Source organism: Nocardia sp. NPDC050408 (genome assembly GCF_044458905.1).
In the GTDB taxonomy this organism is placed as follows: domain Bacteria; phylum Actinomycetota; class Actinomycetes; order Mycobacteriales; family Mycobacteriaceae; genus Nocardia.
This window is the reverse complement of sequence record NZ_JBITIL010000016.1, coordinates 113,391-136,546: the sequence shown is the minus strand read 5'-3', so window position 1 is coordinate 136,546 and position 23,156 is coordinate 113,391. Positions and strand designations below refer to the sequence as shown.

The window sequence follows — 23,156 nt, the reverse complement described above, 5'->3', positions numbered from 1 at the left end:
GGATAGTGCGACCTATCCCTTTGGCGGGCTGACTCGCGCTCGACTCATTCTATACGGACCGTTTCGTTTTGCAATCGACGACGTGAGAACTCCGGTAGCCTTGCCTCCTGTGGAGCGAGTGTGCACCCTCGAAGGGCTGCGGGAAGTGGTCGATGGTCCACTCGCCGACATCGCCCGCCGACTCTCGCGCTTCCTCGCCGAACAGTGGCCGCATCGCGCACTGGTGATCTTCACCCGGGAATGCACCGGCCGTCCACGCAAGCTCGCCGGTGCCGCCGACATCATCGATCGAATCACCATCGCTGAGCTCGAGGAGCTGAAATCGGCGGTCGCACCGGGTGGCTCCTATGCGGGGTCGGCCACCCTGAACGGCGAGGGCCGGTGGGTCTGGGCGATTCGGGACACCTCGAACACCTTGCTGGTGCTGGTCCCGCGCACGCCAGGGGAGCTACCCGACCAGGCGGAGTTGGCGGCGGCATTCGGGATCGTCGCGACATCGATTCGGCAACAGGTGATCCATGCGAGCCCGGAGTACCTTGCCGAATCGCGTGCGGCGTCGGACGCGAGGGCTCGCACCACCACGGAACTGACCGCCTCACATGAAGCAGCACTGGCGGGCATTCTCGTGGCCCTGCGATCGTCGGGCCTGGACGACCATCAGGCCCGGACAGTAGCGACGGGCGCCGCCTCGGATGCGCTGATCGCACTGCGGTCCCGGCAGGCCACTGATCGGGCATTCGCCGAGGAACCGCCGGTCGCGGCGTTCGAGCGGATGCAGCGCGAAATCGGATCCCTAGTGCGTCACCGGCAGATACAAACGGAATTCGTCGCGCCACCACTGGACGGACGACCGATTCCAGGTGAGGTCGCTGTCGGCGCCCGCGCGATGACGCAGGCCGCAGTGTTCGCCCTGGCCACTCAACCCGATCTCGACCGCCTGCGCATCGCCTGGGGATGTGAATCGGGTGCGCTCGTCGTCGATATCCGAGATCGTGCCGCGGGCCGCTGGAACTCGAACACGTTGCGACGCAACCTCGAAGGCCGGGTGCATACACTGCGCGCGGATCTGGAGATCGAGTCCGTGCCGGACTGGGGGAGCCGGGTGCTGATCCGGCTTCCGCTCGACCCACCGCCGTCACAGCCCGACCAGCCGGAACTGGCGCGCTTGAATGCCCGCGAGCGAGAGGTGCTCGCGCTGGTCGCGGAAGGTAAGCGCAACAAGGCCATAGCGGTGCAGCTGGGTGTTGCCGAGAGCACGGTCAAGTTTCATGTCACGGCGCTGCTCAGGAAGCTCGCGGTGTCCTCGCGTGGAGAGGCTGCGGCGATCGGCATACGGGCCGGACTCGCTCCGTAGCCGCGCGACGTCACGCCGATACCGTTGGTTCCCAACCGGTTTCGAGCAGGGCGACTTCGAGTGCCGAACCCGGCGAAATCCGGTAGCCGTCCGGCATCACCCGCAGGTGGACCGCGAGCAGGTGATCACGGGTCGCCGCCATCGCCTCCTCGACTTCGCCTGCCGCACACGCGCCGAGTATGCGTTCGTGCTCGGCCACGGCATTGCCTCGCCGGAGGTCGAAGTGCATTCGGATGCGCTCGGCCTGCGAGGACAGGTCGCTCGTCATGCGCGACAGCGTCTTTGAGCCGCCCGCTTGGTACAGCGCCTGATGAAACGCGCAGTTGAACCGTCCGAAGGAGGTCTGCGCGGCAGTCGGGCCGGCCATGGCCCGGGTCAGTTCCGCATTGGCCTCCCGCATGCGGTCCAGGTTCTCCGGGCGCAGACGAGGCACCGCGATGCGGGTGGCGAACGTCTCCAGATGGATGCGCAGCGCGGCGATGTCCTCCGCCTCGGCCAGATCGATGCCGGTCACCACCACGCCCCGGTAGGGGAGTCGCTCGATCAGCCCTTGCGCCTCCAGTTGCAGGAGTGCCTCGCGCACCGGGGTGCGGCTGACGCCGAGGGATTCGGCGACTTCGGTCGGGTCGATGCGGTCTCCGGGAGCCAGTTCGCCACCGACGATCCGTTCACGCAGTCGATCGCAGACTTTGTCCGCGACCCGTCGATGGATCGAATCCATATTCACCACTCCCTGTGCTGTCGCCAGCTCGTGGCTGTCCAGCAGATCCAATATCCAATGTCCAACGCTATGGTGCATCATATCCGCATCCGATACGATCCGTTTAGTATCGCTACCGCTTGGAGAGGAAGGGGAGACGATTGACGCTCCTGCTGGATGACACCACGGTGCAGTCGGTCTTCGACTGGAAGACGGCGATCGCCGCGCTGAGTGAGGCGTACGGAGCGGCGTCCGAAGATTCGCGCTTCCCGGAGCGGACGATCGCACGCGGCGGCACCTCGATGCTGCGGACGATGAGCGGTGTGCCGGGCAGCGGTGGACTGATGGGCTCGAAGACCATCGCCGGTGCGATCGGCGTGCGTCAGTTCTCCTATCTCATCTCCCTGTTCGATCAGCAGTCCGCGGAACTGGTGGCGCTGCTCGACGGCAACTCGATCACCGGCTTCCGCACCGCGGCCACCTCCGCGCTCGCGGCCGACCTGCTGGCCGTACCCGGACCGGTGACCGTAGGCGTCATCGGTTCGGGCTTCGAGGCGAAAAAACACGTTCGCGCACTCGCCGCCGTACGCGAGCTCGATGCCGTGCGCGTGTTCAGCCCGCGCGCGCAGAGCCGCGCACACTTCGCCGAGGAATTGGCGGATCTGGACACCTCGATCGTTCTGGCAGAGTCGCCGCAGGCGGCCTTGGCGGGCGCGAATCTGGTGATCTGCGCGGCACGCTCCTATGACGAGTCGCCGATCCTGCTCGGTGAGTGGCTCCAACCGGGCACGACAGTCGTCTCGATCGGCTCCACCGTGCGGGAACAGCGCGAAGTCGATCCAGAGGTGATCGCGCGCGCTGATGTCGTCATTGCCGACGTACTCGAGGAAGTGCTGCACGACAGCGGCGACCTCATCGCCGCGGCCGCAGCGGGAATCGACGTGACCGACCGGATCGCCGCACTGTCGGACCTGGTGTCCGGGCGGCACCCCGGCCGCACGACCGCGGAGCAGATCGTTGTGTACAAGTCCGTGGGCTCCGCTGTCCAGGACCTGGCCGTCGCCGCCGTGTGCGCGGATGCCGCCCGCAAAGCAGGGCTCGGGTCTGAACTGCCGATCCGGATCCAGCCCGTTCGAAAGTAGGGACGCACCATGGGAATTCCTCTCACCGATAAGCCGACGCTCGCCGACGCCCCGCTCTCACGCAGCGCGGCCTATATCGACGGCGAGTGGGTCGAACACGGCGACTCCGGCAGCTTTACCGTCGAAAACCCTTCGACGGGAGAACAATTGGCCGAGCTTCCGTCCCTGAGCCGGGCCCAGGTGGCCGGTGCCATCGATGCCGCGCACCGGGCGCTGCCTGGGTGGCGGGCCAGGTCCGCGAAGGAGCGCGCCCAGATTCTGCGGAGGTGGTTCGACCTCGTGACCGAGCATGCCGAGGACCTGGCCCGGCTGATCGTCGTCGAAGAGGGCAAGCCGATGTCCGAGGCACAGGGCGAGGTCGCCTATGCCGCGTCGTTCATCGAGTGGTTCGCCGAAGAGGCCAAGCGGGTGCGCGGTGACATCTTCCCGGCGCCGGATCCCGCGAACCGAGTTCTGGTGCTCAAAGAACCCGTGGGTGTTTGTGTCGCGATCACGCCGTGGAACTTTCCCGCCGCCATGATCACCCGCAAGGCGGCGCCAGCGCTGGCCGCAGGGTGCACGATGGTGGTCAAGCCCGCGGAGCAGACGCCACTGACGGCGCTGGCGCTCGCGGAGCTGGCCCGGTGTGCCGGAGTGCCGGCCGGTGTGTTCAACGTGGTGCTGGGCAATGCGCGCGAGATCGGTCCGGAACTCACCGGCAATCCGCTGGTCCGGAAGGTGAGTTTCACGGGTTCGACGGAGGTCGGGCGGCTGCTGCTCGAGCAGTGCGCGGCGACTGTCAAGAAGGCGTCGATGGAGCTGGGCGGTAACGCGCCAGCGATCGTCTTCGACGACGCGGACCTCGAAGTCGCCGTCTCCGGTGTGCTCGCGGCGAAGTACCGCAACACCGGCCAAGCGTGCATCAGTGCGAACCGCGTGTATGTGCAGTCGGGCATCTACGAGCGCTTCACCGCGCGGCTGGCCGCGCGAGTCGCCGAGCTGACGGTCGGCGACGGCTTCGAACCCGGTGTCGCGCAAGGCCCCATGATCGATCGTGCGGCGATCGCCAAAGTCGAGGAGCACGTCGGCGACGCCGTCGAGCACGGTGCGCGGGTGGTGTGCGGCGGCGCGAGGCACGAGCGCGGCAACCTGTTCTATCAGCCGACCGTGCTTGCCGATGTCGCCGCGGGCATGAAGATCACCCGCGAGGAGACCTTCGGCCCGATCACTCCGCTGATTCCGTTCACCGACGAGGCCGATGTGATCCGGCAGGCGAACGACACCGAATTCGGTTTGGCCGCTTACCTTTTCAGTCGCGATGCGGAGCGGATCTGGCGCGTCGCGGCGGCCCTCGAAGCCGGCATGGTCGGCATCAACTCCGGCCTGATCTCCAACGAGACCGCGCCCTTCGGCGGCATCAAACAGTCCGGCCTCGGCCGGGAGGGATCGATCTACGGCATCGACGAATACCTGGAGATGAAGTACCTGGCATGGGCGGGCAGCGGAGCGCTCTGATCGCGGCCGCTCGAGAAGTCGCCCCCATCTATCGAAACAGCGGCAAGGAGGCCCACATGGCCGAGTACAACCTTTCTGAAGTCCGGGACTGGGCTCGGGAAAAGCTTGTCGGTGCGATCAACTGCACCATTCCGTCGTTCACCAACGACCTACGCGACATCAACGAGAAGGGCATCCGCCACGACATCCGGCTGGCGAAGGAGCACGGCTTCATCGGCAGCCTGGGGATTTCCGAAGTCAGCATCACGCTGCCGGAATACGTGAATTTCCTGCGGATCGCCAAGGATGAGGGCAGTAATGACTTCTACATCGTCCACCACGCGAGCTGGAACGACCTCGAGCAGAACATCGAGGCGGTGAAGCGAGCGGAGGAAGTCGGCGCCGACCTGGTGCTGCTGTCGTACCCACCGAACTTCTATCCCGAGTCCGAGCAGGAGATCTTCGACTACACCAAGGCGGTGGCCGATGCGACGAATCTCGCCATCATTCTGTTCCCGATGGTGTCCTGGGGCTTCAGCAGCCGGATCCACCCATCCGATATCCCCACCCGGCTCATCCGCCGCATGATCGACGAGATTCCCAATGTCGCGGTGATCAAAGCCGAGGGCGGATTCCCGAGCATCCAGAGCGTCATCGAATGCACGCGGCTGTTCGGCAAGGAAGTCGTTATCTCGAACCCGATCGAGGGTGAGCTCATCCCACTCTCGCAGGTCATGCCCATTCAGCTGTCGGCCACCAGCGATCACGAGTTCTTCGGCCCGATGATTCCCCGGGTCATGCAGTTGCTGCGGGACGGCAAGTACGACGAGGCCACCGAGATCTATTGGCAGCTGCACCCGGCCCGCAAAGTCAAGGCCGGCCTGTTCGGCGCAGTGCACGGCGGCTCCGTGCTGAACCGCCAGGCGTGGAAATTCCAGGGGTGGCTCCAGGGCTACAACGGCGGGCCGCTGCGCATGCCCACCATGCGCATCCATGACAACCAGATGGCCGCGCTGCGCAAGGGCCTGATCGATTCCGGCCTGGAGCCGAGCATGGACCCGTTCCGGGACTTCTTCATCGGCCGCAACCCCGCGTAGAAAACGTCCACTGATCAGTGGCGTCGGCCGACCGGAGGGTGGCATTTCCGGTCGGCCGCGCCCTTCAGGCACTAACGGACGAGACGACTCCGAACCGATCAACGGCATGCCGTCTACGTAGTTGCGGATCGCGCAGGACGGCCAGGATGACATGTTCCTCGCGGACCCTGGAGTGTCCGCTGGTACAGGCGAGATCGGTGGCACACGACAGGATGTGGTCGAGCCGCAGGGTTCGGGTCGGTTTCGGCGCTGCCATGGTGGTGCCCCATCTCAGTCGGGCAGTGTTACGCCGCGGGTTTCGGGCGCGGCGCGGACCAGGCCGATGCCCAGCACGAATACCAGCGCGGTTGCGCTCAAAGGGATGGTGAGAGATCCGGTTTCGTGGATGCCATAGCCGATGAGGAACGTGCCGGCGGCGGCGAACCAGCGAGAGAACGTAGTGGTGAAGGCGAATGCGGTGGCGCGCATCCGAGTGGGGTATTGCTCGGGCAGCCAGATGGTGAAGACCGCGAAGTTCGCTCCGCCCAGGCCGAGGATCGGCAGGAACACGAAGATCAGTGGGATCGAGTGGAGCGGGTACGCGACGGCATACGCACCGACAGCGCCGATGATCATCAGAACGTACAGCCCGGCCAGGGTGGCCCGGCGGCCGTACCGATTGGCGATGCCGGGGACGAGGAAGCAGCCGAGAATAGTGAACGCGGCAACAGTCATGGAGGACACGCCGGCAAGGCGGACGGTCGCCTCTTTGGTCCATCCGGCGTGCTGGGCGAGCTCGGTTACGGCGGTGGGTACGTAGGTGGATCCGGCCCACAGGCCGATGACACAGACCACCAGCAGAGACAGGTTGCCGAGGGTGCGTGCCCGATACGGGGGAGTGAGGACCTCGATGACCGGCTGCCAGAACGATCGGCGGGTGTTCTCGGTCGATTCCTGTTGCCAGCGTTCAGGTTCCGGGGTCGTTTTGCGGATAAGGAATACCGCCAGCGCAGGCAGTCCGCCGATGAGGAACATGCCGCGCCAGCCGAGCTCCGGCCCGGCCAGCAGGTACAGCGTCGATACCGCGAGCACGCCGACATAGGCGGCCGAATGCATGGCGCCGCCGAAGCGGGCACGCACGCGTTCGGGGAGCACCTCGGCCAGCAGAGTTCCGGCCATGGCCCATTCGCCGCCGACGCCGATGGCGGCCAGGAAGCGGAAGGCGTTCCATTCCCAGATGTTGGTGGCGAGGCCTGCCAGTGCGGTGAATACGCCGTATATCAGGATGGACAGTGTCATCGCGGGTTTGCGGCCGAAGCGGTCGGCGATCGGGCCCCAGATTGCCGAGCAACCCCAGCCGAGGAGGAACAGGGCGGCGCTGATCTGGCCGTACCAGCCGATGTTGGCGGCGGTGGGCTCGATGCCGGCGCGTGGCAGCAGGGCGGTCATGGTTGGGGCGAGGACGAGTCCGAAGACAGTCCAGTTGAATCCGTCCATGGCCCAGCCGCCGAAAGAGCCCCAGAAGGCGCGACGCTGGGTGGAGGTGAGCCGGACGGGGTCGTCGGCGGTGGTGGTCTGTATGGGATCGTCGTTGATCTGCACTGTATTCTCGATTCGCAGGTGGAACTGGAGATAGCCCTGGGGCGCAGGGACATTCGGTAAGCTGCCGGGTCAGCTCGCGGTGTCGATCCGGACCAGAAACTGGCGCATTGTCTTCTCCTGACCGAGAGGAGAGAGGAGTCGGGCGGCCAGTCCGACTGCCCTCGAATCACGTACCCACGCCGGCGAACAGGTCGGCGTAGCGCTTCCGCAGTTCGGCTTTCTGCACCTTCCCCATGACATTGCGGGGCAGCGACTCTACGACGCGGACCGCACGGGGCTGCTTGAATCGGGCGAGGTCGCCGGCGATGAATTCCAGCAACTCCCCGGCCTGGGGCGCCCGGCCCGGAGCTGGGACGACGACGGCGACCACGGTCTCCCCGAAGTCCGGGTGGGGGACTCCGATCACGGCGGATTCCAGCACGTCGGGGTGGGTGTCGAGCAGCTCCTCGATCTCCTTGGGGTATACGTTGTAGCCCCCGGAGATGACGAGGTCCTTGTCGCGGCCGACGATGCACAAATAGCCGTCCTCGTCGATACGGCCCAGATCGCCGGTGATGAAGAAACCGTCCGCACGAACCTCGGCTGCGGTCTTCTCGGGCATCTGCCAATAACCGGCGAAGACATTGGGGCCGCGGACCTCCACGACGCCGACCTCGCCGTCCGGCAGTGCCTGACCGCTCTCGCGGTCTACTACTCGAATCTCGGTGCCGGGGAACGGTTTTCCGACGGTGCCGGGTTTGCGCGGCCCGCCTTCGTAGGGGTTGGTGGTGTTCATGCCGGTCTCCGTCATGCCATAACGCTCCAGGATGGCGTGGCCGGTACGGGTTTCGAAGGCCTCGTGGTCGCTCGCGAGCAGCGGGGCGGAGCCGGAGACGAACAGCCGCATCGAGGCGCAGGTCTGCGGGGTGAGCCGGTCGTCTTTCAGCAGGCGGGTGTAGAAGGTGGGCACACCCATGAGCACAGTGGCCCGGGGCAGCAGATCGATGATCGCCTCGGAGTCGAACTTGGGTAGGTAGTACATGCTGGCACCCGCCGCCAGAGTCATGTTCGCCGCGACGAACAGCCCATGGACGTGGAAGATCGGCAGGGCATGGATCAGCCGGTCCTCGGCGGTGTACTGCCAGGTCTCCAGTAGCGCACGGCAATTGGAGGCGAGGTTGCCGTGGGTGAGCACCGCACCCTTGGAACGACCTGTAGTGCCGGAGGTATAGAGGATGGCCGCCGGGTCTTCGGCTGTGGCGTCGTAGACCTCTTCGTAGCGGTCGTCGCCCTCGAGGAGGGTGCCGTCGCCGGAGACGCCGAGGGTCTCGACAATGAGCCCTTCTCCGTCGCGGTGGGCGTGGTCGGTTCGGCGATCCGGGGAGCAGACGAGCACGCGCGGCTGTGCATCGCCGAGGAAATAATCCATCTCCGCCCCGGTGTAGGCGGTGTTCAGTGGCAGGAAGACGGCTCCGATCCGCAGGGTGGCGAGGTACAGCGCGATGGCCTCCGGAGATTTGTCCACCTGCATTGCGACCCGGTCGCCGGGGGTGACGCCGTCGGCGACGAGTCGGGCGGCAATCCGTCGCGCAGTCTCCGCGGTCTCGCGGTAGGTGATGCACCGGTTGTCGGGCAGTTCGAACAGTGTCTTGTCCGGCCGCCGCCGCGCCTGCTCGGCGAAGGATCGGTAGATGGTCGGGAAGGGCGACATCGGGGATGTTCCTCTCTCGTCGTCTGTGGTGATGGCGGTATCTCGAAGCTGGGATGCTGCCGGAGAATCGGTGAACATGTCCCGCAGTGGCCCGTCGAGTGCCACGATGCGGCGGCGAACGAAGTCCTCGTGCTGGCGCTCCAGCTTCGCCGGTTCATAGCGGTAGTTGATCATCGCGCCGTAGGACTGCCGCCAGGCCTCCGGTGAGGTGTTTGCCGGCCAGTTCAGCCGCCAGGCCGTGGCGCCGTTGCCCAAGTGGAATCGCGCCACCGGGTCGAGAGGTCGTCCGTCGTTATCCCGCTCGCCGGCGATGTAGTGGGCCAGCGCGTGGCAGAGCCGGGAATGGATCTGCTCGATGTCCGCCGCCCCCAGATCCGTCGGCGCCGCCATGTCCGCCAACTCCCGGACGATCAGCCGCAGATTCTTATCCTGTTCGGCCTGCCTGTCGAGCCAGCGCCGGAATCCGGGGATGGGGGAGAGCGTGACGAATTGCGTCAGATGTGGCAATTGCTCCCCGATCTGCTCGATGACCTGCTTGATGAGGAAACTGCCGAAAGACACTCCAGCCAATCCGTCCAGGGCATTGTTGATCGAGTACAGCGCCGCCGTATCCGCTGCCGAGGGGTTCAGCTCCGGGCCGGGCTCCAGCAATGGGGTGATCGTGTCCGGTATGCCGCGCACCAGGGCGACCTCGACGAATATCAGTGGCACGTCTGCGGTCGCTGGATGGAAGAAGGCGTAGACGCGGCGATCCTGGGGCTCGAGACGGCGGCGGAGTTCGGCCGCGCTCGCCATCGGGTGGACCTTCTCGTAGTGCAGGAGATGCTGGTGCAGCTCCTGCGGTGAATCCCAGGTGAGTTGCTCCATACGGAGGAAGCCGCGATTGAACCAGGAGGTGAGCAGATGGTGGAAGTCGTGGTCGAGGGGCCGCAACTCCGGGTGACGGCGCAACAGCCGTCGCAGGTCCGCGCGCATCTCGACCAGGGCCAGGGTGGCGTCGGGGGCGTGGTTCATCCGGCGGAGCAATTGCTGGCGGGCCGGTTCGACTACGTCGAAGAGCCGGACCAGCTCCTCCTCGCTCCGGGATCCGGCGTTGCGTGCGTCATCCCACCGCCGGAAGGCGGCCCGGACCTGATCGCCGTCGACGTCGTAGGTCGTGGTGATGTGGGTGAAGAAGCCGAGTTTGTCGCTATCGCCCAGCTCGGCGTAGGCGGCGAGGGCCCGAGTCGCGACCGCGCGCATCGAGGCCTCGCCCATATCGCTCATCAGCACCTCGCAGGCGGCGAGCAGCTGGTCCAGCGGGGATACCAGCGAATGTCTGTCCGCCGGATCGCTGTCGTGCTGTCGCCCGAGAGCTCGGAACAGGTCGGTCAGCAGCCAGCCATCTTGTTGCCCCATCGCGATTTCCTTCCCACGGCCTCGGTATGCATTAGAGGCCGTGATGTATACAACAGAGACGATAGGGTATAAATGTGAGGCGCGCCACCCCTGGCGGTCGAGTAATCTGCTCTCGGAGGTGTACATGGCTCGAGTCCCGGAATCCCAGCGGGTACGCGACGCGCTCGAGGACGCCGTCGTCCACGGCCGTTACCGACCTGGCGAACGCCTGGATGCCCTACAGCTCGAGCAGCAGTTCGGATGCTCGCGCACGCCGATCCGAGAAGCCCTGCTGGCCCTGGAGCGCTCCGGACTGGTGCAGATCCGCCCCAAACAGGGCACCTACGTCACCGAGCTCAGCATCTCCGAGCTGGCCGAACGCTTCGAGGTCATGGCCGAACTCGAAGGGATGGCGGCACGGCTCTGCGCACGCCGCATCGAACGGGCGGAGCTGGATGAACTCGAACGCGCGCTGAAGGAGTGCGAAAACCACGCGACGACCGGCGATGCCGACGGCTACTACTACGCCAACGCCCGGTTCCACGGCGTCGTCTACGACTCCTGCGGCAACGAGTATCTGCGGCAGCAGGCCCTTACTCTCAAACGAGCCCTACAGCCGTACCGGCGGCTACAGCTGCGAGTACCGGACCGCATGCGCAGATCCTTGGCCGAACACCGTGAGATCGCCGACGCCATCGCTTCCGGAGACTCCGAAGCCGCGGAGAACGCCGCCCGTGAACACGTGCTCGTGCAGGTCAAGGAGTTCAGCCAACTGGTGCGGACTTGGCGGCAGCTGACCGGGCGCTGACCGAGGCCGAATCAAGAAGCGCTTCAACAAGATTCGACTCGAAGGCGGGTTGGCTTCGGTCACTGTCGTGGCAGCTAGCGGTCCCAGTAGTAATCGTGCGGAAAACAACGACAATGGCTTGACCAGCGGCGATGGGGTGCCGGTAAGAACGTGTCACCTGGTACGTGGCGCGGTGGGCGGGTGGTGCCGGAGAAGCCTTTTGTCGATGAAGACCCGTTCGCGAGGTACTCCGAGCACGAGTAGTTGCTCGGTCTGGATCTCGACGTCCTGTTCGTCGGTTGAACAGCGGCAGTACCCCACACGAAATGGCTCACCCATGCGCGCCAGGGTTCCGGATACCGGGGGTTGACCGGGACGATTCACGGAACACCTCTCCGGAACACCCGTGACCTGGGTTCCGAGCCGTGCGACGGGGTGTACCGGTGGCGGATCGCCTTACGGAACACCATCGGCCCGTGTGAGATGCGACTGCCGCCCGACAGAACGGCGTCCTGCTTCCGAAGCTGTCCCAAACCCCAAAGGGTGTAGCTATGAGCTAGATCACGATTGCAGTTGACCTTAGGTCAGGGTGGAAGCTCGTCGCAGCGGCACGACGCCGACCGGGACATAACAGATTCGATGGAGCAACCACCATGTCGATCACCCTTTCCGACCAGGACAAGAGCACTCTGCGGACTGCCGCGTACGGCGCCGTCTCGCTGATCGCCGCCGCCGGTGCCGCCAGCAAGCCCCACAAGATCGCCACAGAAGGCTCCCTCGCCCTGTATACCGCGACCGGCCCGGTCGGGCACGTACTCGCCGCAAAATCAAAGGACATCGACGTGACGGGCAAGTCGGTGGCCGAACTCGCCGACCAGGTGCTGCCGGCCCTGACCGAATCCATGAACCTGCTCGAGCAGCAGGATCCGGCCGAGGCCGACAACTTCCGCACCACCGTCCTCGTCGCCATCGAAGCAGCCCAGACCCACCAGAGCCAGCCCAGCCCCACGACAGCCGAGATGGCCCGCAAGATCACGGCCGCCCTCGACGCCACTGGGGTAACCACCGCGGACAGCGGGGCCGCCGTGCCGAATACCGCTGTCGGACAGGATCGCCCGGCGCTGCAAAAGGCGATCGAGGAGATCGTCGAATCCGGTTTCCTCGGGGTGTCGCTGCGCGTGCACGATGAGCGGGGCGAGTGGGTCGGCAGCGCCGGGGTGGCCGAGCTGGGCGGGACCGCGAAGCCGCCGATCGACGGGCACGTCCGGATCGCCAGCAATACCAAGACCTTCACCGCGACCCTGGTGCTGCGGCTGGTGGCCGAGGGCAAGATCGAGCTGGACACCCCGGCGGCGGACTACCTGCCCGAGTTCGGGCTGGACGAGCAGATCACGGTGCGAATGCTGTTGCAGCACACCAGTGGAGTGTTCAACTTCACCGGCGAAATGTACGAGGACGGGACGATCGTGCTGGGGATCCCCGCGCCGGGTACCCCCTTGGGTAAAGAGTGGGTGGACAACCGATTCCACACCTACCGCCCGCAGGAGCTGGTGGAGCTGGCGTTGTCCAAGCCCGCGCGGTTCGAGCCGGGGACGGGCTGGAGCTATTCCAACACCAACTACGTGCTGGCCCGGCTGCTGATCGAGAAGGTCACTGGCCGATCGTTCGCCGAGGAGATGCAGCGGCTGATCCTGGGGCCGCTCGGGCTGTCGGGCACCGTGGTGCCGGACGCTTCCCCGGAGATTCCCGAGCCGCACCCCCACGCCTACTACCGGTACGAGGAGGACGGCGAGGAGAAGACCGTCGACGTTACCCGCCACAACCCCTCCTGGAACCCCTGCGGCGGTGACATGATCTCGACCACCCGGGATCTGCACACATTCATCTCCGCGCTGCTCAGTGGCAAGCTCCTACCGGCCGAGCTGCTAGCCGAGATGTGCACGCCGCATCCGACGGGCATCCCGACCATGGACTACGGCCTGGGAGTGTTCGTGCGAGACCTGGCCCCGGACGGCGGCATCGTCATCACCCACAACGGCGGCCATGCGGGCTACGCGACGCTGATGTACAGCACGCCCGACGGCAGCAAGACCATGACCGCCGCGCTGACCTGCGTTGACGACTCCGCAATGTCTGTGGCGGTGCTGTTTCAGAACGCACAGCACAGGCTCCTCGCCGAGGTGTTCGGCGGCGGACAGGCCGATCTGGCTCAGTAGCACGCGAACCGGGGCACGCCGAACTCAATCGGCGTGCCCCCGTTCACATGTCTTGTTCCACCTGCCCGGCTGGGCGGGCAGTTTCCGACTTCACGTACCCATTCACAAACTGCTCGAGGAATTCTTGCCATGCGCGCCTTCGAAGACACCCGACCGAACGGAATAGTCAAGCGACTGCTGGGCGACCGACACCCCCTGCCGATGTCCATCGTGTTGCATCTTGTCCCGGGCGCCCTGATCGTTGCCGCCTACCTGCTCATCGGCGAGCCATTCGTCACCGTCATCGGTTATCCGGCCTTCGCGGGCTGGGCGGTCGCCCTGTGCCTGGTTCTGATACCGCTCCAGGTGGGGCTGCTGTGGCTGGGCCACACGCACAACGGCCACTTCTCGATGCACGGCGTGCTGCACTACACCGACAAGCCGGTCCCGCGCGGGAAGCTTGTGGCGATGGTCATCCCGCTCATCTTGTGGATGATGGCGCTCGGGTTCGCGCTGGCACCGTTGAACAACTTCGTCTTCGAATTCCTCTCATGGCTCCCGTACGCGGACACCGGCGGCAGCGGCAACAACACCTACCTCGACCTCGACGGATACTCGCACTCGACGCTGCTCACCACAATGGTGATCTGCCTGCCGCTGACCGGAATCTCCCTCCCGCTCATCGAGGAGCTGTACTTCCGCGGTTTCCTGCTCCCCCGCATCGCCCATCTGGGCAGCTGGGCGCCGGTCCTCAGCACGGTCTTGTTCGCGCTGTACCACTTCTGGTCGCCGTGGGTGTTCGTGTCGCGGGTGATCTTCACGTTCCCGGGATACTGGCTCGCCTGGCGGCACAAGGACATCCGGCTGTCGATTGGGATGCACGTCGGCGTGACCTCCATAGTGGCGACGCTCGGCACCATCGCGGTTGCGCTGAACCTCATCTAGTGGCGCAGGGGTTGCGAGCACAAGGAAGGCTGAGCAGATGAGGAACGGAGTCACGATCGGGCAGGCGGCGGCCTTCGTCGGTGTCACGGTGAAGACGGTGCGGCACTACCACAAGCTCGGCCTGGTTGCGGAGCCCGAACGCGACAGCTCCGGTTTCCGGCGGTACGGATCGGCCGAGTTGTCGCGGCTGGTGCAGGTCCGGACGCTGGCCGCCGCCGGGGTGCCGCTGGCCGAGATCGGGCCCCTGCTCGCCGCCGACGCCGTGTCGTTCGCGACCGCGCTCGCCGACGTCGAGCGTCAGCTCACTGAACGGATCGAGGAGATGATCGCGCGGCGTGACACCCTGCACCGGCTCACCGACGGGGACCGGGCGCTGCTGGGCGACCGCGCCGTGGCGCTGCTGAAACGGATGGCCGGCCTCGGCCTCCCCGCGGACGAGATCGCGACCGCCCGGGAGGGCTGGGTGCTGGCCAAGGCCCTGGTCCCGGAAGGCTTCGACGACTACCTCACCCATCTCGAGCACGCCCTTGAGGATCCCCGCTACGTCGCCTTGATCAAGCGCGCCGCCCAGGCCGCGGCCTGGGAACCGGACGACCCTCGCATCGCCGAGCTCGCCACTGCGATGGCCGACCACTACCTCGCCAACCCCGCTCACCTGAAAATCGTCACCGCCCTGCAAGCCCGCACCGAGGCCGCGACCCGGTACACGCTGATCGCCCGCCACGGCGAAGAGCAGACGTCGGCCACGACACGGGCGGCCGCGCTGTTCGAGACCAAGCTCCGCGCTGCCGGTATCCGCATCCCCAGATCGGACTCCCACTGAGCGCACCGTGCGCGGTCCTCCAGCTCAGCCTGCCCACAGACATCGCGCGGCTGCACGGGCGTCACGCGGGTAGTGCACCGGGGTGCCATCCGTTCGCAGATAGCCGACGAATGGCTCGGTGACCTGCGGGCGCTGCGGAATCTGAAGCGGTCGACACTGCGGAACTACCAGAACTCGATCAGCCTGTTCTGCGCCTACCTGATCGATCCCGCCTATCAATGGGCTGGCGAGTGCGAGCAGCGCTTCGGCACACATCCGATTCAGGTTGTCCACGAATGGAATACCGCCGTGCACGTCCAGGAGGCCGAGGCCGATGCCGGGAAGCGAGCGTTCACCCGAGACGAGTTGCAGGCGTTCTTCGACCATGCCGACGCCCAGATCGACGAGGTCCGCGGCCGCGGCCGCAAGGGCTGGCTTCCGGCGTTCCGGGACGCGGTGCTGTTCAAGACCGCCTACGCATTCGGGTTGCGCCGCAACGAAACTCGCATGCTCGACGCGGTCGACTTTCGGGCGCAACCCCGAGGGCGCGGAGTTCGGCGACTACGGCGTCGTCTATGTCCGCCACGGCAAGGCCAAGAAGGGCTCCCCGCCGAAACGACGCAGCGTGTTGACGGTCTGGCCCTGGTCGGCCGAGATCCTTGAGCAGTGGAAGGAGGAGGTCTGGCCACTGCTGACCACTGCAGCCCAGGGCGCATGCTGGCCATCCGAACGCAGCGCCCGGATCGGGTTCACTCGGATGAACACCCGCTTAGCCGCCTATCGTGACGCGGTCGGGCTGGACCCGGCGCTCGATTTCCACTCGCTGCGTCGCTCCTATGTCACCCATCTGATCGAGGACAACTGGGACCCGCGGTTCGTCCAGGAACAGGTCGGCCACGAGCACGCGTCCACGACTTCGCTCTACACGGTCTCCGCCCTGCGGCAGCTCGTCCTGCAAGTACCCGCACCTGTCATCGCCGACGCCCTCGGCATCCACTACACGACCGCCCACCGCCACCGAGACCACGTCGGCGGCACCTGGAACCGCTACGCACCAGGCGACCACATTCGCTGATCGTTACCGACCCAATGGCTGTGCTGGTGAGATCGGACGTCGATCATCGGCCAACTGTGACGTCGCGCAGCACAGTCGGGATCCGTTGGTATCGACTAAAATTGACGTCGCCAGTTGGCATGTCCTGATCGTTCGGCGCGGCTGTCGAACGCACTCTTCTGCCGATGATCGTGCCCTCTCCGGGCGGTGTCGCTGCATCGATTTTTGATGGCACGTGCATATCAAATACGTGATGCGTTCGTACGCAGGGGTTGAGGATCTGTCGCAGGTGAAGCGGTACCGCCTGACACCGAGTAAGCCCTCCGCGCTTGAAGCTTCCTCACGGCGCTGGTACGGCGCCGATCTGTTGCATGACCCCGAGCAGATCGGGCAGGCCCCGCTCTTTGACGATCCGGCCGTTGGCGAGGTAGTAGAAGTTCATGGCCTGGACCGCGATCTTGTTGCCCGTGGCAGGGACCCCTAAGAACTCGCCTTCATGGGTTCCGCGCATGGTGAACCGCGCGGCCACTGTGCTTCCCTCGGTGACGCTCTCGTCCAGCGTCCACCGCACATCAGGAAACGCGCCGCGCATCATCGCGATGATCTCCAGATAGCCCGCAGGGCCGCGCAGGGGTTCGGCGTGACTGGGTGCATGAAACACCGCGTCGGGAGCGATGACCTCCCGGGCAAGATCCTCATCGGCTGTGTTGATGAACTCGACGAAGCGATGCATCACTGATTCAACAGATTTCGACGACATTTAGCACTTCTCTCTCCCCGCCTGCGATGTGGTGTTCGAAACGAACCCGGCAGGACCATCGCCACGATAACATCGATTCGATGTACACATCGAATCGATGTGCGACACTGGAGGAGTGTTGGAACTCTCCCTCCTCGGATTCCTGGCCGCCGGCCCCCTTCTGGGACACGAGCTGCGCCGTCGCATTACGCAGCTCACCGGATACAGTCGGCCGGTCAGCGACGGCACCCTCTACCCGGCGGTCAACCGCCTGGTCAAGGCGGGACTGATCGAGCGGCGACCCGCGCCGGAAGCAGGGGCCGGCCGGTATGTGCTGAATCTGACCGACGCGGGCCACGAGGACATGCTTCGGCGCCTGCGCGAGCCGGCCGCGCATGAGCTCACCGACTTCTCCCGCTGGTTCACGATCCTGGCGTTCCTGTCCCTGTTGCCCGATGTCGCCGACCAGCACGCGGTACTCCGACGTCGGCTGGCCTTCTTGGAGGAATCGGCGAGCTTCTTCTACGACGGTGACAGGCCGCTGCGCGCCGAGGATGTCAGTGACCCCTACCGGCGCGGCATGCTGCTCACCGCCCGCGCCACCAGCCAAGCTGAACGCATCTGGATCCGCGAGGTCCTCGGCGATGGCAATCCCCAGCCAGACCCTTAGGGCCAACCCACACGATCTCCTCGCCGCTGAGCGGATCGGCGAGCTGCAGACAACGAAAGGCACCACCATGCTTGCTTCCTGGTACGACGAACAGGGCCCCGCCGCTGAGGTACTGCAGGTCGGTGAGGTGCCCGACCCCGCTCCCGGCCCCGGGGAGGTCCGCGTCCGCGTCGCCGTCTCAGGTGTCAACCCCGGCGACACCAAGAAGCGCGCTGGCTGGACAGGGTCAGGTATGCCCTACCCGCGGGTGATCCCGCACAGTGACGCCGCCGGCGTTGTCGACGCGGTCGGCGCCGGCGTCGAGGCGCGCCGTACCGGGCAGCGTGTGTGGATCTACGGCGCCCAGTCCTACCGGCCCTTCGGTACCGCCGCCCAGTACGCCGTCGTACCCGCGGACCTGGCTGTCCTGCTGCCCGACCATGTCTGCGACGATCTGGGCGCAAGCCTGGGCATCCCCGGCATCACCGCGCACCGCACCGTGTTCGCAGACGGCCCGGTCGACGGGAAGGTCGTTCTGGTCAACGGTGTCCTCGGCGGGGTCGGGTCACTGGCCGCTCAACTCGCCGCCTGGGGCGGGGCCACCGTCATCGGCACCGTCCGCCGCGCCACCGAATTGGACCGGGTCGATCCGTCGGTCGTCCCCCACGCCGTCGCCCTCGACGCTGACGATCCCGCCACCGGGATCCGCGCCCACGCCCCCGGGGGAGTGGACCGGATCATCGAGGTGTCCCTGTCTGACAACGCCGACCTGGACAACGCCGTCGCTGCGAACGGTGCAACCATCGCCGCGTACGCAACTCGCGCCGACCGCACTGAAATCCCCTTCTGGACCTTGCTGTTCAACAACGTCACCCTGCGCCTGATGGGCAGCGACGACTTCCCCACCGCCGCCAAGCGACTGGCCGCCCGCGACCTGACCTCTGCGGCCGCCGTCGGCGCTCTCACCGTCGATGTCGGCGACCGCTACCCGCTCACCGACATCGCCAAAGCCCACGACCGCGTAGATGCTGGCAGCCGCGGCCGCGTCCTCCTCACGATCCCACGCTGACAGGGGAGCACCCCGAACGGCGAAATTCCGGAGGAATGCACCGACACCAGTCTCTAACTAGCCGCATAGTGCGCGGTTCGAAACGGCCACCGACGACTGTCAAGTCCGATCGTGACGTTGCCCGCCGACACCGCCGTCGAGATTCTCCGATGAACGACCGTCACGGTTCACCGATGTAGCCAGACCCAACGAGTCCGAATTCCGCCTATTTGAATACCGGGCCCTGCCAGTCCGGAACCCCGAGTACCTGGACTACGCGTTGGGCTTTGCGGCGCAGCCGTCGGAGTCGTTGCGCTCCGCAGCGTGGTGTCTTGCCGGCCGGGGTGGTGAGCTGCCCAGGGAACCGTGATCGCCAACGCGGTTGATCATCCGCCTCGTGATCAGGACGCGGCGGTCAATACATTCAGCCGAACCATCGGCAGCGTGGCGACCGGCCTGCCGGTTGCATGTTCGATGGTCTCGCGCAGCTTGTCCCAAGCGCCGGGATGGTGGTCGACGTAACGCTCGAGCGCGGTCGCTGACTCGTCGTCGGTCATCGGAGTCGCGATCGCGGCGATGTTGCGCCGCAGGCCGGTGGAGAGCCGGACTTGTGGATGAGCCTGAATATTGCGGTACCACTGGGCTTTCGTGCCGAACCCGGAGACGATGACGAACTCGTCCGGCGCGGGCCGGTCGACGACCTCGAGTACGACGAATCGGCGTTCGCCGGATGTGCGCCCGATGTGTTGCAGCATGAGCATCCGTGTGCCGAACAGGAACCCGAGCCCGGCTCGGTAGAGCCAGATGGGTGCGCGCGCCAGCCATCGGGTCTGCAGGGCGCGGGCGCCCACCTTTGCGACGAGGTTTGGTGAGGTCATTTCCGTTCCTCCCGTAGGTTGCAGCAGCCAGGCGCACCAGGCTCGTTCCCGTACCACGCGGGCGACGTCGATCCGTTCGACGAGCCGGCGGCGGGTCATTGGTGCTCGAACACGATGGATCGCCGCCCAGTGCGGCGCCCATGCCGATCAAGCCGTAAGCGCGGCATTGCCCCGAGTATCACCCCGCCTTGTGGAAGCCCTGAACGCATTCACCGCGAACGACAGGGTTCGGCGGGAACTTCCGCGACTCATAGCTGAAAGGCGATAGACCGAACTGACAAACCCGTCGTCCATTCGGCCCCCACACAGGACCGGACAAACCGGACAAACTTCTGTCCTAGTGGAAGCTAGGGTGGTTCGGGTGAACGTTGAGGTGACTCCCTTGCCGGGTATCGGTATACGCAAAGATTTTCCGCTCAGAGGGGGGCGCCGCCGGATAGGAATCATCGACCACAAAGACGGCTCGATCGATCTGATCGTGAGCAAGGCCGACAACTCCGAAGCAACCGAACAGATTCCGCTTGCCGCCGAGGAAGCCGCGGCACTGGCGAACCTCCTGGGGGCCCCGCAGTTGGTGGCGCAGTTGCGGGAGGAGCATCGGGAATTCGATGGAGTGACTACCCGGCAGTTGCCGGTCCGCAAAGGTTCCCCCTACGACGGGCGTCGCCTCGGTGATACCGAGATGCGGACGCGCACAAAGGCATCCATCGTGGCGGTGATGCGGGCTGGGAACCCGTTACCTTCGCCCGGCCCCGATTTCGTTTTCACTGCGGCGGACCTGCTGGTTATTGTCGGTACCGCGGAGGGGCTAGACGCCGCCGCCAGAATTCTGACCGACGGCTGATCCGATGGTGGCACACGAAACCGCGCTCGCGTTGATTCAGCTGGGCGCGGTAATTTTCGGTTTGGGTCTGCTGGGCCGCGTCGCCGCACGGATCGGTTTGTCACCGATTCCCCTGTATCTGGTCGGGGGGCTGGTGTTCGGCTCCGGTGGGCTGGTCGAGCTGCGGCAAATCGATGAGTTCATCCACCTGGGTAGCGAGATCGGCGTAGTACTGCTGTTGCTGCTACTCGGCCTCGAATACAGTGCCGCCGAACTGGTCACCGGCATGCGAAGATCCTGGGCCGCCGGTGTTCTCGACATCGTGCTCAACGCCACCCCTGGTGTGATGGTCGCCCTGATGCTCGGATGGGGTATCACCGGCGCGATCGCCATGGCCGGTGTCACCTACATCTCCTCCTCCGGCATCGTCGCGAAAGTTCTCAACGATCTCGGTCGCCTCGGTAACCGGGAAACCCCGACGATCCTGTCGATCCTGGTGTTCGAAGACTTGGTGATGGCCGGATATCTGCCAGTGCTGACCGCGGTCCTGGCCGGACTCGGATTCCTCGCCGGACTCGAGACCCTGGGTATCGCACTGGCAGCGGTCATGATCGTACTCATCGTCGCATTGCGGTACGGCAGATACGTGTCGATGCTGGTCGACAGTGAGGACCGCGAGATCTTCCTGCTGCAACTCCTCGGCTCCGCGCTACTGGTGGCCGGTGTCGCCTCCGCGGTGCAGGTGTCCGCGGCGGTGGGTGCGTTCTTGCTCGGAATCGCGATCTCGGGCTCGACCGCCCACAACGCCACCAAACTCCTCGAACCACTGCGGGACCTATTCGCGGCGTTGTTCTTCGTGCTCTTCGGGTTGAGTACCGATCCTGCCAGTATCCCTCCGGTGCTGGGCTGGGCGTGTGTGCTGGCGGTGGCGACGGTGGCGACGAAGATCGCGACCGGATGGTGGGCGGCCAAGCAGGCCGGGGTAGCCAGGTACGGGCGGGCACGCGCGGGAACCGCGCTGGTCGCCCACGGTGAGTTCTCGATCGTGATCGCCGGTCTCGCTGTCACCGCCGGCGCGCTACCAGCCGAGTTCGCAGCGATGGCGACCACGTATGTGTTGTTGATGGCGGTGCTCGGTCCGATCGCAGCGCGAGTGGTGGAGCCGATCATGGTGTGGGCCGACCGGCGAAAGGTGCCGACAACCTGATCCTGTGCGGGCTGGTGTGGTGGTCAGGGTTCGATGAGCCCGGCGCGGATGGCGTAGTGCCACAATCTGTCCACGTTCGGTGCTGCAGTCCTGAATCCATCAATGTGGCGTCACGTCGTTTGCGTCAAGGTTGGATTCGGACTGTTGCGGTTGCGGGTTAGTGCACGGCTGCGGCGGCCGCGGCAACCGGTTTGGTCGCGATGGTCGCGGTGCGGATGCCGGGCACCGTGCGGGTGAGGGCGACGGTGATTCGCCGTTCGGATTCGTCGGCGAACCGGCCGGAGATGGTGGCGTCGCCTTCATCGACGGTGACGTGCCAGCGCCGTGCGCCGGTGTATTGATCGAGGAGGTTTTGTGCACCGGCGGCGAGTGCGTCATCGGGGGTGAGCATGATTCGCAACGCGTCGCCACGGCTGAACATGCCGATCACGCGGCCCTCGGCATCAACGACTGGCACACTGCGCAGTCCGTGCGTTACCAGCCTGCCCATGACCTCGGCCAGTGCCGCGTTATCGGGGACCGAGATCGCTGGTGTGGTCATCACCGCACTGACCGGGTCGTTGAGTTCGCCGGCCCGCAAGAGGTCACCGCTGGTCACTACCCCGATGAGGCGATCGTCCTGGTCGAGAACGGGCAACGCAGCGTAGCCCAGTTCGGCGAGCATCAGCGCCGCCTCGCGTGCCGTGTTGTTGTGCCGCACCGCGATGATCGGTCGTTGCATGACCTCGCATACCCGCATGTTCTTCATTCCGTTCAACTCCGTTCAGGGCTAGCTACCGGTTGGGCACGACAGGGCAGATCCTTCGCTGGACTGTTCTCGTGTTTTCCGGGGCTGGGTTCGTCAGTCCGTAGGGGACCGCGTGTAGCAGCGTCACCGCGATGGTCGCGCCGCTGGGTGTGTCGTAGATACGGCGTTCGCCCGGTCGCGCTCCGGCGATGGCACTGCCCAGTGGCGATTGCGTGGAGTAGACCTCCATTTCGTTGTCTTCGGCTTCGCGTACTGCGAGCAGGAACGTCTCGACCTGTTTGGTGTCGTCGTAGCGGACGGTCAAGACCATGCCGGGCTCGGCGATACCGTCGTCGGGCGGGTTGCGACCGATGAGGGCGTTGCTGAGCAGATGGTGGATCCGGCCGATGCGTGCCTGGCGCGCGGACTGTAGAGCCTGGTTGCGTGCGTAATCGTCACTGTCCCCATCGGGCTCGATGTCGCGTCGGGCGAGCAGTTCCTGCAATTCGGTCTGAAGCCGATTACGGGCTCGAGATGTCATCCAGACAGCTGCGGTGCTGGTCACGTGTTTGTGTCCTTCCTTATAAGACGGGTTGGAGTTTGTCGTCAGGGGCGGGCCAAGGCGGCGGTGCCGCCCCTGACAACGCGCAGGCCCTGATGTCGGGCCGGGTCTGAGTCCCGGGATCCACGGCTCTCGCGGTGCTCGTGCCGAATCGATTCGCGCGGCGTGTCCGGTCCGTAGCTGCGTCTTCGGCGACTGGCTGGCTTATGGTCGGTTATCGGGCCGATCGATGCTCACCATGTCGCTCCTGCTACCTGCGGCGTTCCTGTCAACTCCATGATGGCGTGGTTGTCGAGGCGATCAGTTGCGCTGATCCGACAATCGCG

The 23,156-nt window shown here is 65.6% G+C and carries 22 protein-coding genes; 14 read left to right on the top strand and 8 right to left on the bottom strand.

Annotation, left to right across the window (positions count from 1 at the left end; translation table 11 throughout):
- The first annotated feature begins 82 nt into the window (after positions 1-82).
- Positions 83-1,354, top strand: a complete 1,272-nt coding sequence (locus ACIBJI_RS33055) for a helix-turn-helix transcriptional regulator (RefSeq protein WP_364352695.1) — start codon at positions 83-85, stop codon at positions 1,352-1,354.
- A 10-nt stretch (positions 1,355-1,364) separates the two neighbouring features.
- On the opposite strand, the gene ACIBJI_RS33050 is transcribed toward ACIBJI_RS33055, so the two are convergent.
- Positions 1,365-2,156: a GntR family transcriptional regulator gene (locus ACIBJI_RS33050; RefSeq protein ID WP_364352698.1), complete on the bottom strand. Its 792-nt coding sequence runs from the start codon at positions 2,154-2,156 to the stop codon at positions 1,365-1,367.
- Positions 2,157-2,215: 59 nt separating this feature from the next.
- Between ACIBJI_RS33050 and ACIBJI_RS33045 the strand changes: the two genes are divergently transcribed.
- From ACIBJI_RS33045 to ACIBJI_RS33035, 3 genes are read left to right on the top strand one after another with little or no spacing between them, the layout of a single operon-like run.
- Complete coding sequence (locus ACIBJI_RS33045; protein WP_364352701.1) at positions 2,216-3,196, top strand: ornithine cyclodeaminase family protein; 981 nt, start codon at positions 2,216-2,218, stop codon at positions 3,194-3,196.
- 9 nt (positions 3,197-3,205) lie between these two features.
- Positions 3,206-4,690: an NAD-dependent succinate-semialdehyde dehydrogenase gene (locus ACIBJI_RS33040; RefSeq protein WP_364352704.1), complete on the top strand. Its 1,485-nt coding sequence runs from the start codon at positions 3,206-3,208 to the stop codon at positions 4,688-4,690.
- A gap of 56 nt (positions 4,691-4,746) precedes the next feature.
- Entirely contained in the window at positions 4,747-5,766 is a 1,020-nt protein-coding gene (locus tag ACIBJI_RS33035) for a dihydrodipicolinate synthase family protein (protein ID WP_364352707.1), read from the top strand.
- Positions 5,767-5,830: 64 nt separating this feature from the next.
- Here the strand turns inward: ACIBJI_RS33035 and ACIBJI_RS33030 are convergent, their stop codons facing one another.
- The 3 genes from ACIBJI_RS33030 to ACIBJI_RS33020 all read right to left on the bottom strand — a co-directional run bounded on the left by ACIBJI_RS33030 (position 5,831) and on the right by ACIBJI_RS33020 (position 10,435).
- Positions 5,831-6,022, bottom strand: coding sequence for a hypothetical protein (locus ACIBJI_RS33030; protein ID WP_396956905.1), 192 nt, complete (start codon positions 6,020-6,022; stop codon positions 5,831-5,833).
- Between the two features lie 14 nt (positions 6,023-6,036).
- On the bottom strand, positions 6,037-7,347 hold the full coding sequence (locus ACIBJI_RS33025; protein ID WP_364352710.1) for an MFS transporter: 1,311 nt from the start codon (positions 7,345-7,347) through the stop codon (positions 6,037-6,039).
- 166 nt (positions 7,348-7,513) lie between these two features.
- Entirely contained in the window at positions 7,514-10,435 is a 2,922-nt protein-coding gene (locus tag ACIBJI_RS33020) for an AMP-binding protein (protein WP_397087220.1), read from the bottom strand.
- Between the two features lie 124 nt (positions 10,436-10,559).
- Here ACIBJI_RS33020 and ACIBJI_RS33015 point away from each other — a divergent pair, with 124 nt between their 5' ends.
- The 6 genes from ACIBJI_RS33015 (at position 10,560) to ACIBJI_RS32990 (ending at position 16,218) form a co-directional block, all read left to right on the top strand.
- Positions 10,560-11,222 carry a GntR family transcriptional regulator gene (locus ACIBJI_RS33015; protein ID WP_364352716.1) on the top strand — a complete coding sequence of 221 codons (663 nt, stop codon included), beginning with the start codon at positions 10,560-10,562 and terminating at the stop codon, positions 11,220-11,222.
- A 632-nt stretch (positions 11,223-11,854) separates the two neighbouring features.
- The gene (locus tag ACIBJI_RS33010) at positions 11,855-13,417 is read left to right on the top strand and encodes a serine hydrolase domain-containing protein (RefSeq protein WP_364352719.1); all 1,563 of its coding nucleotides are present in this window, start codon (positions 11,855-11,857) and stop codon (positions 13,415-13,417) included.
- A gap of 129 nt (positions 13,418-13,546) precedes the next feature.
- Positions 13,547-14,341 carry a CPBP family intramembrane glutamic endopeptidase gene (locus ACIBJI_RS33005; protein WP_364352722.1) on the top strand — a complete coding sequence of 265 codons (795 nt, stop codon included), beginning with the start codon at positions 13,547-13,549 and terminating at the stop codon, positions 14,339-14,341.
- Positions 14,342-14,378: 37 nt separating this feature from the next.
- Positions 14,379-15,164 (top strand): MerR family transcriptional regulator, encoded by a 786-nt coding sequence (locus ACIBJI_RS33000; protein ID WP_364352725.1) that lies wholly within the window; start codon positions 14,379-14,381, stop codon positions 15,162-15,164.
- A gap of 72 nt (positions 15,165-15,236) precedes the next feature.
- Positions 15,237-15,806 carry a hypothetical protein gene (locus ACIBJI_RS32995; protein ID WP_364352728.1) on the top strand — a complete coding sequence of 190 codons (570 nt, stop codon included), beginning with the start codon at positions 15,237-15,239 and terminating at the stop codon, positions 15,804-15,806.
- On the top strand, positions 15,769-16,218 hold the full coding sequence (locus ACIBJI_RS32990) for a tyrosine-type recombinase/integrase (RefSeq protein WP_364352731.1): 450 nt from the start codon (positions 15,769-15,771) through the stop codon (positions 16,216-16,218). Before ACIBJI_RS32995 ends, ACIBJI_RS32990 begins: the two co-directional genes overlap by 38 nt.
- A gap of 319 nt (positions 16,219-16,537) precedes the next feature.
- Here ACIBJI_RS32990 and ACIBJI_RS32985 read toward each other — a convergent pair whose 3' ends face one another.
- The gene (locus tag ACIBJI_RS32985) at positions 16,538-16,957 is read right to left on the bottom strand and encodes an ester cyclase (protein WP_364352734.1); all 420 of its coding nucleotides are present in this window, start codon (positions 16,955-16,957) and stop codon (positions 16,538-16,540) included.
- A gap of 115 nt (positions 16,958-17,072) precedes the next feature.
- Between ACIBJI_RS32985 and ACIBJI_RS32980 the strand changes: the two genes are divergently transcribed.
- Positions 17,073-17,606, top strand: a complete 534-nt coding sequence (locus ACIBJI_RS32980) for a PadR family transcriptional regulator (RefSeq protein WP_364352737.1) — start codon at positions 17,073-17,075, stop codon at positions 17,604-17,606.
- Entirely contained in the window at positions 17,581-18,654 is a 1,074-nt protein-coding gene (locus ACIBJI_RS32975; protein WP_364352740.1) for an NADPH:quinone reductase, read from the top strand. Before ACIBJI_RS32980 ends, ACIBJI_RS32975 begins: the two co-directional genes overlap by 26 nt.
- Positions 18,655-19,034: 380 nt before the next feature.
- Here the strand turns inward: ACIBJI_RS32975 and ACIBJI_RS32970 are convergent, their stop codons facing one another.
- Entirely contained in the window at positions 19,035-19,511 is a 477-nt protein-coding gene (locus ACIBJI_RS32970) for a nitroreductase family deazaflavin-dependent oxidoreductase (protein ID WP_364352743.1), read from the bottom strand.
- A gap of 361 nt (positions 19,512-19,872) precedes the next feature.
- On the opposite strand from ACIBJI_RS32970, the gene ACIBJI_RS32965 reads away from it, so the two are divergent.
- Positions 19,873-20,355 carry a TrkA C-terminal domain-containing protein gene (locus tag ACIBJI_RS32965; RefSeq protein ID WP_364352746.1) on the top strand — a complete coding sequence of 161 codons (483 nt, stop codon included), beginning with the start codon at positions 19,873-19,875 and terminating at the stop codon, positions 20,353-20,355.
- A 4-nt stretch (positions 20,356-20,359) separates the two neighbouring features.
- Positions 20,360-21,541, top strand: coding sequence for a cation:proton antiporter (locus ACIBJI_RS32960; RefSeq protein ID WP_364352749.1), 1,182 nt, complete (start codon positions 20,360-20,362; stop codon positions 21,539-21,541).
- A gap of 157 nt (positions 21,542-21,698) precedes the next feature.
- Here the strand turns inward: ACIBJI_RS32960 and ACIBJI_RS32955 are convergent, their stop codons facing one another.
- Complete coding sequence (locus ACIBJI_RS32955; protein ID WP_364352752.1) at positions 21,699-22,289, bottom strand: CBS domain-containing protein; 591 nt, start codon at positions 22,287-22,289, stop codon at positions 21,699-21,701.
- 25 nt (positions 22,290-22,314) lie between these two features.
- Complete coding sequence (locus tag ACIBJI_RS32950; RefSeq protein ID WP_364352755.1) at positions 22,315-22,833, bottom strand: GreA/GreB family elongation factor; 519 nt, start codon at positions 22,831-22,833, stop codon at positions 22,315-22,317.
- Positions 22,834-23,156 lie beyond the last annotated feature (323 nt).

What these genes read in the sequence shown, in the direction of transcription:
- ACIBJI_RS33030 (WP_396956905.1), bottom strand. Translation starts at nt 6,022, where the DNA reads ATGGCAGCGCCGAAACCGACCCGAACCCTGCGGCTCGACCACATCCTG.
- ACIBJI_RS32975 (WP_364352740.1), top strand. Translation starts at nt 17,581, where the DNA reads ATGGCAATCCCCAGCCAGACCCTTAGGGCCAACCCACACGATCTCCTC.
- ACIBJI_RS33020 (WP_397087220.1), bottom strand. Translation starts at nt 10,435, where the DNA reads ATGGGGCAACAAGATGGCTGGCTGCTGACCGACCTGTTCCGAGCTCTC.
- ACIBJI_RS33040 (WP_364352704.1), top strand. Translation starts at nt 3,206, where the DNA reads ATGGGAATTCCTCTCACCGATAAGCCGACGCTCGCCGACGCCCCGCTC.
- ACIBJI_RS33015 (WP_364352716.1), top strand. Translation starts at nt 10,560, where the DNA reads ATGGCTCGAGTCCCGGAATCCCAGCGGGTACGCGACGCGCTCGAGGAC.
- ACIBJI_RS33035 (WP_364352707.1), top strand. Translation starts at nt 4,747, where the DNA reads ATGGCCGAGTACAACCTTTCTGAAGTCCGGGACTGGGCTCGGGAAAAG.
- ACIBJI_RS32960 (WP_364352749.1), top strand. Translation starts at nt 20,360, where the DNA reads ATGGTGGCACACGAAACCGCGCTCGCGTTGATTCAGCTGGGCGCGGTA.
- ACIBJI_RS33010 (WP_364352719.1), top strand. Translation starts at nt 11,855, where the DNA reads ATGTCGATCACCCTTTCCGACCAGGACAAGAGCACTCTGCGGACTGCC.
- ACIBJI_RS33000 (WP_364352725.1), top strand. Translation starts at nt 14,379, where the DNA reads ATGAGGAACGGAGTCACGATCGGGCAGGCGGCGGCCTTCGTCGGTGTC.
- ACIBJI_RS33005 (WP_364352722.1), top strand. Translation starts at nt 13,547, where the DNA reads ATGCGCGCCTTCGAAGACACCCGACCGAACGGAATAGTCAAGCGACTG.
- ACIBJI_RS33050 (WP_364352698.1), bottom strand. Translation starts at nt 2,156, where the DNA reads ATGATGCACCATAGCGTTGGACATTGGATATTGGATCTGCTGGACAGC.
- ACIBJI_RS32985 (WP_364352734.1), bottom strand. Translation starts at nt 16,957, where the DNA reads ATGTCGTCGAAATCTGTTGAATCAGTGATGCATCGCTTCGTCGAGTTC.
- ACIBJI_RS32955 (WP_364352752.1), bottom strand. Translation starts at nt 22,289, where the DNA reads ATGAAGAACATGCGGGTATGCGAGGTCATGCAACGACCGATCATCGCG.
- ACIBJI_RS32970 (WP_364352743.1), bottom strand. Translation starts at nt 19,511, where the DNA reads ATGACCTCACCAAACCTCGTCGCAAAGGTGGGCGCCCGCGCCCTGCAG.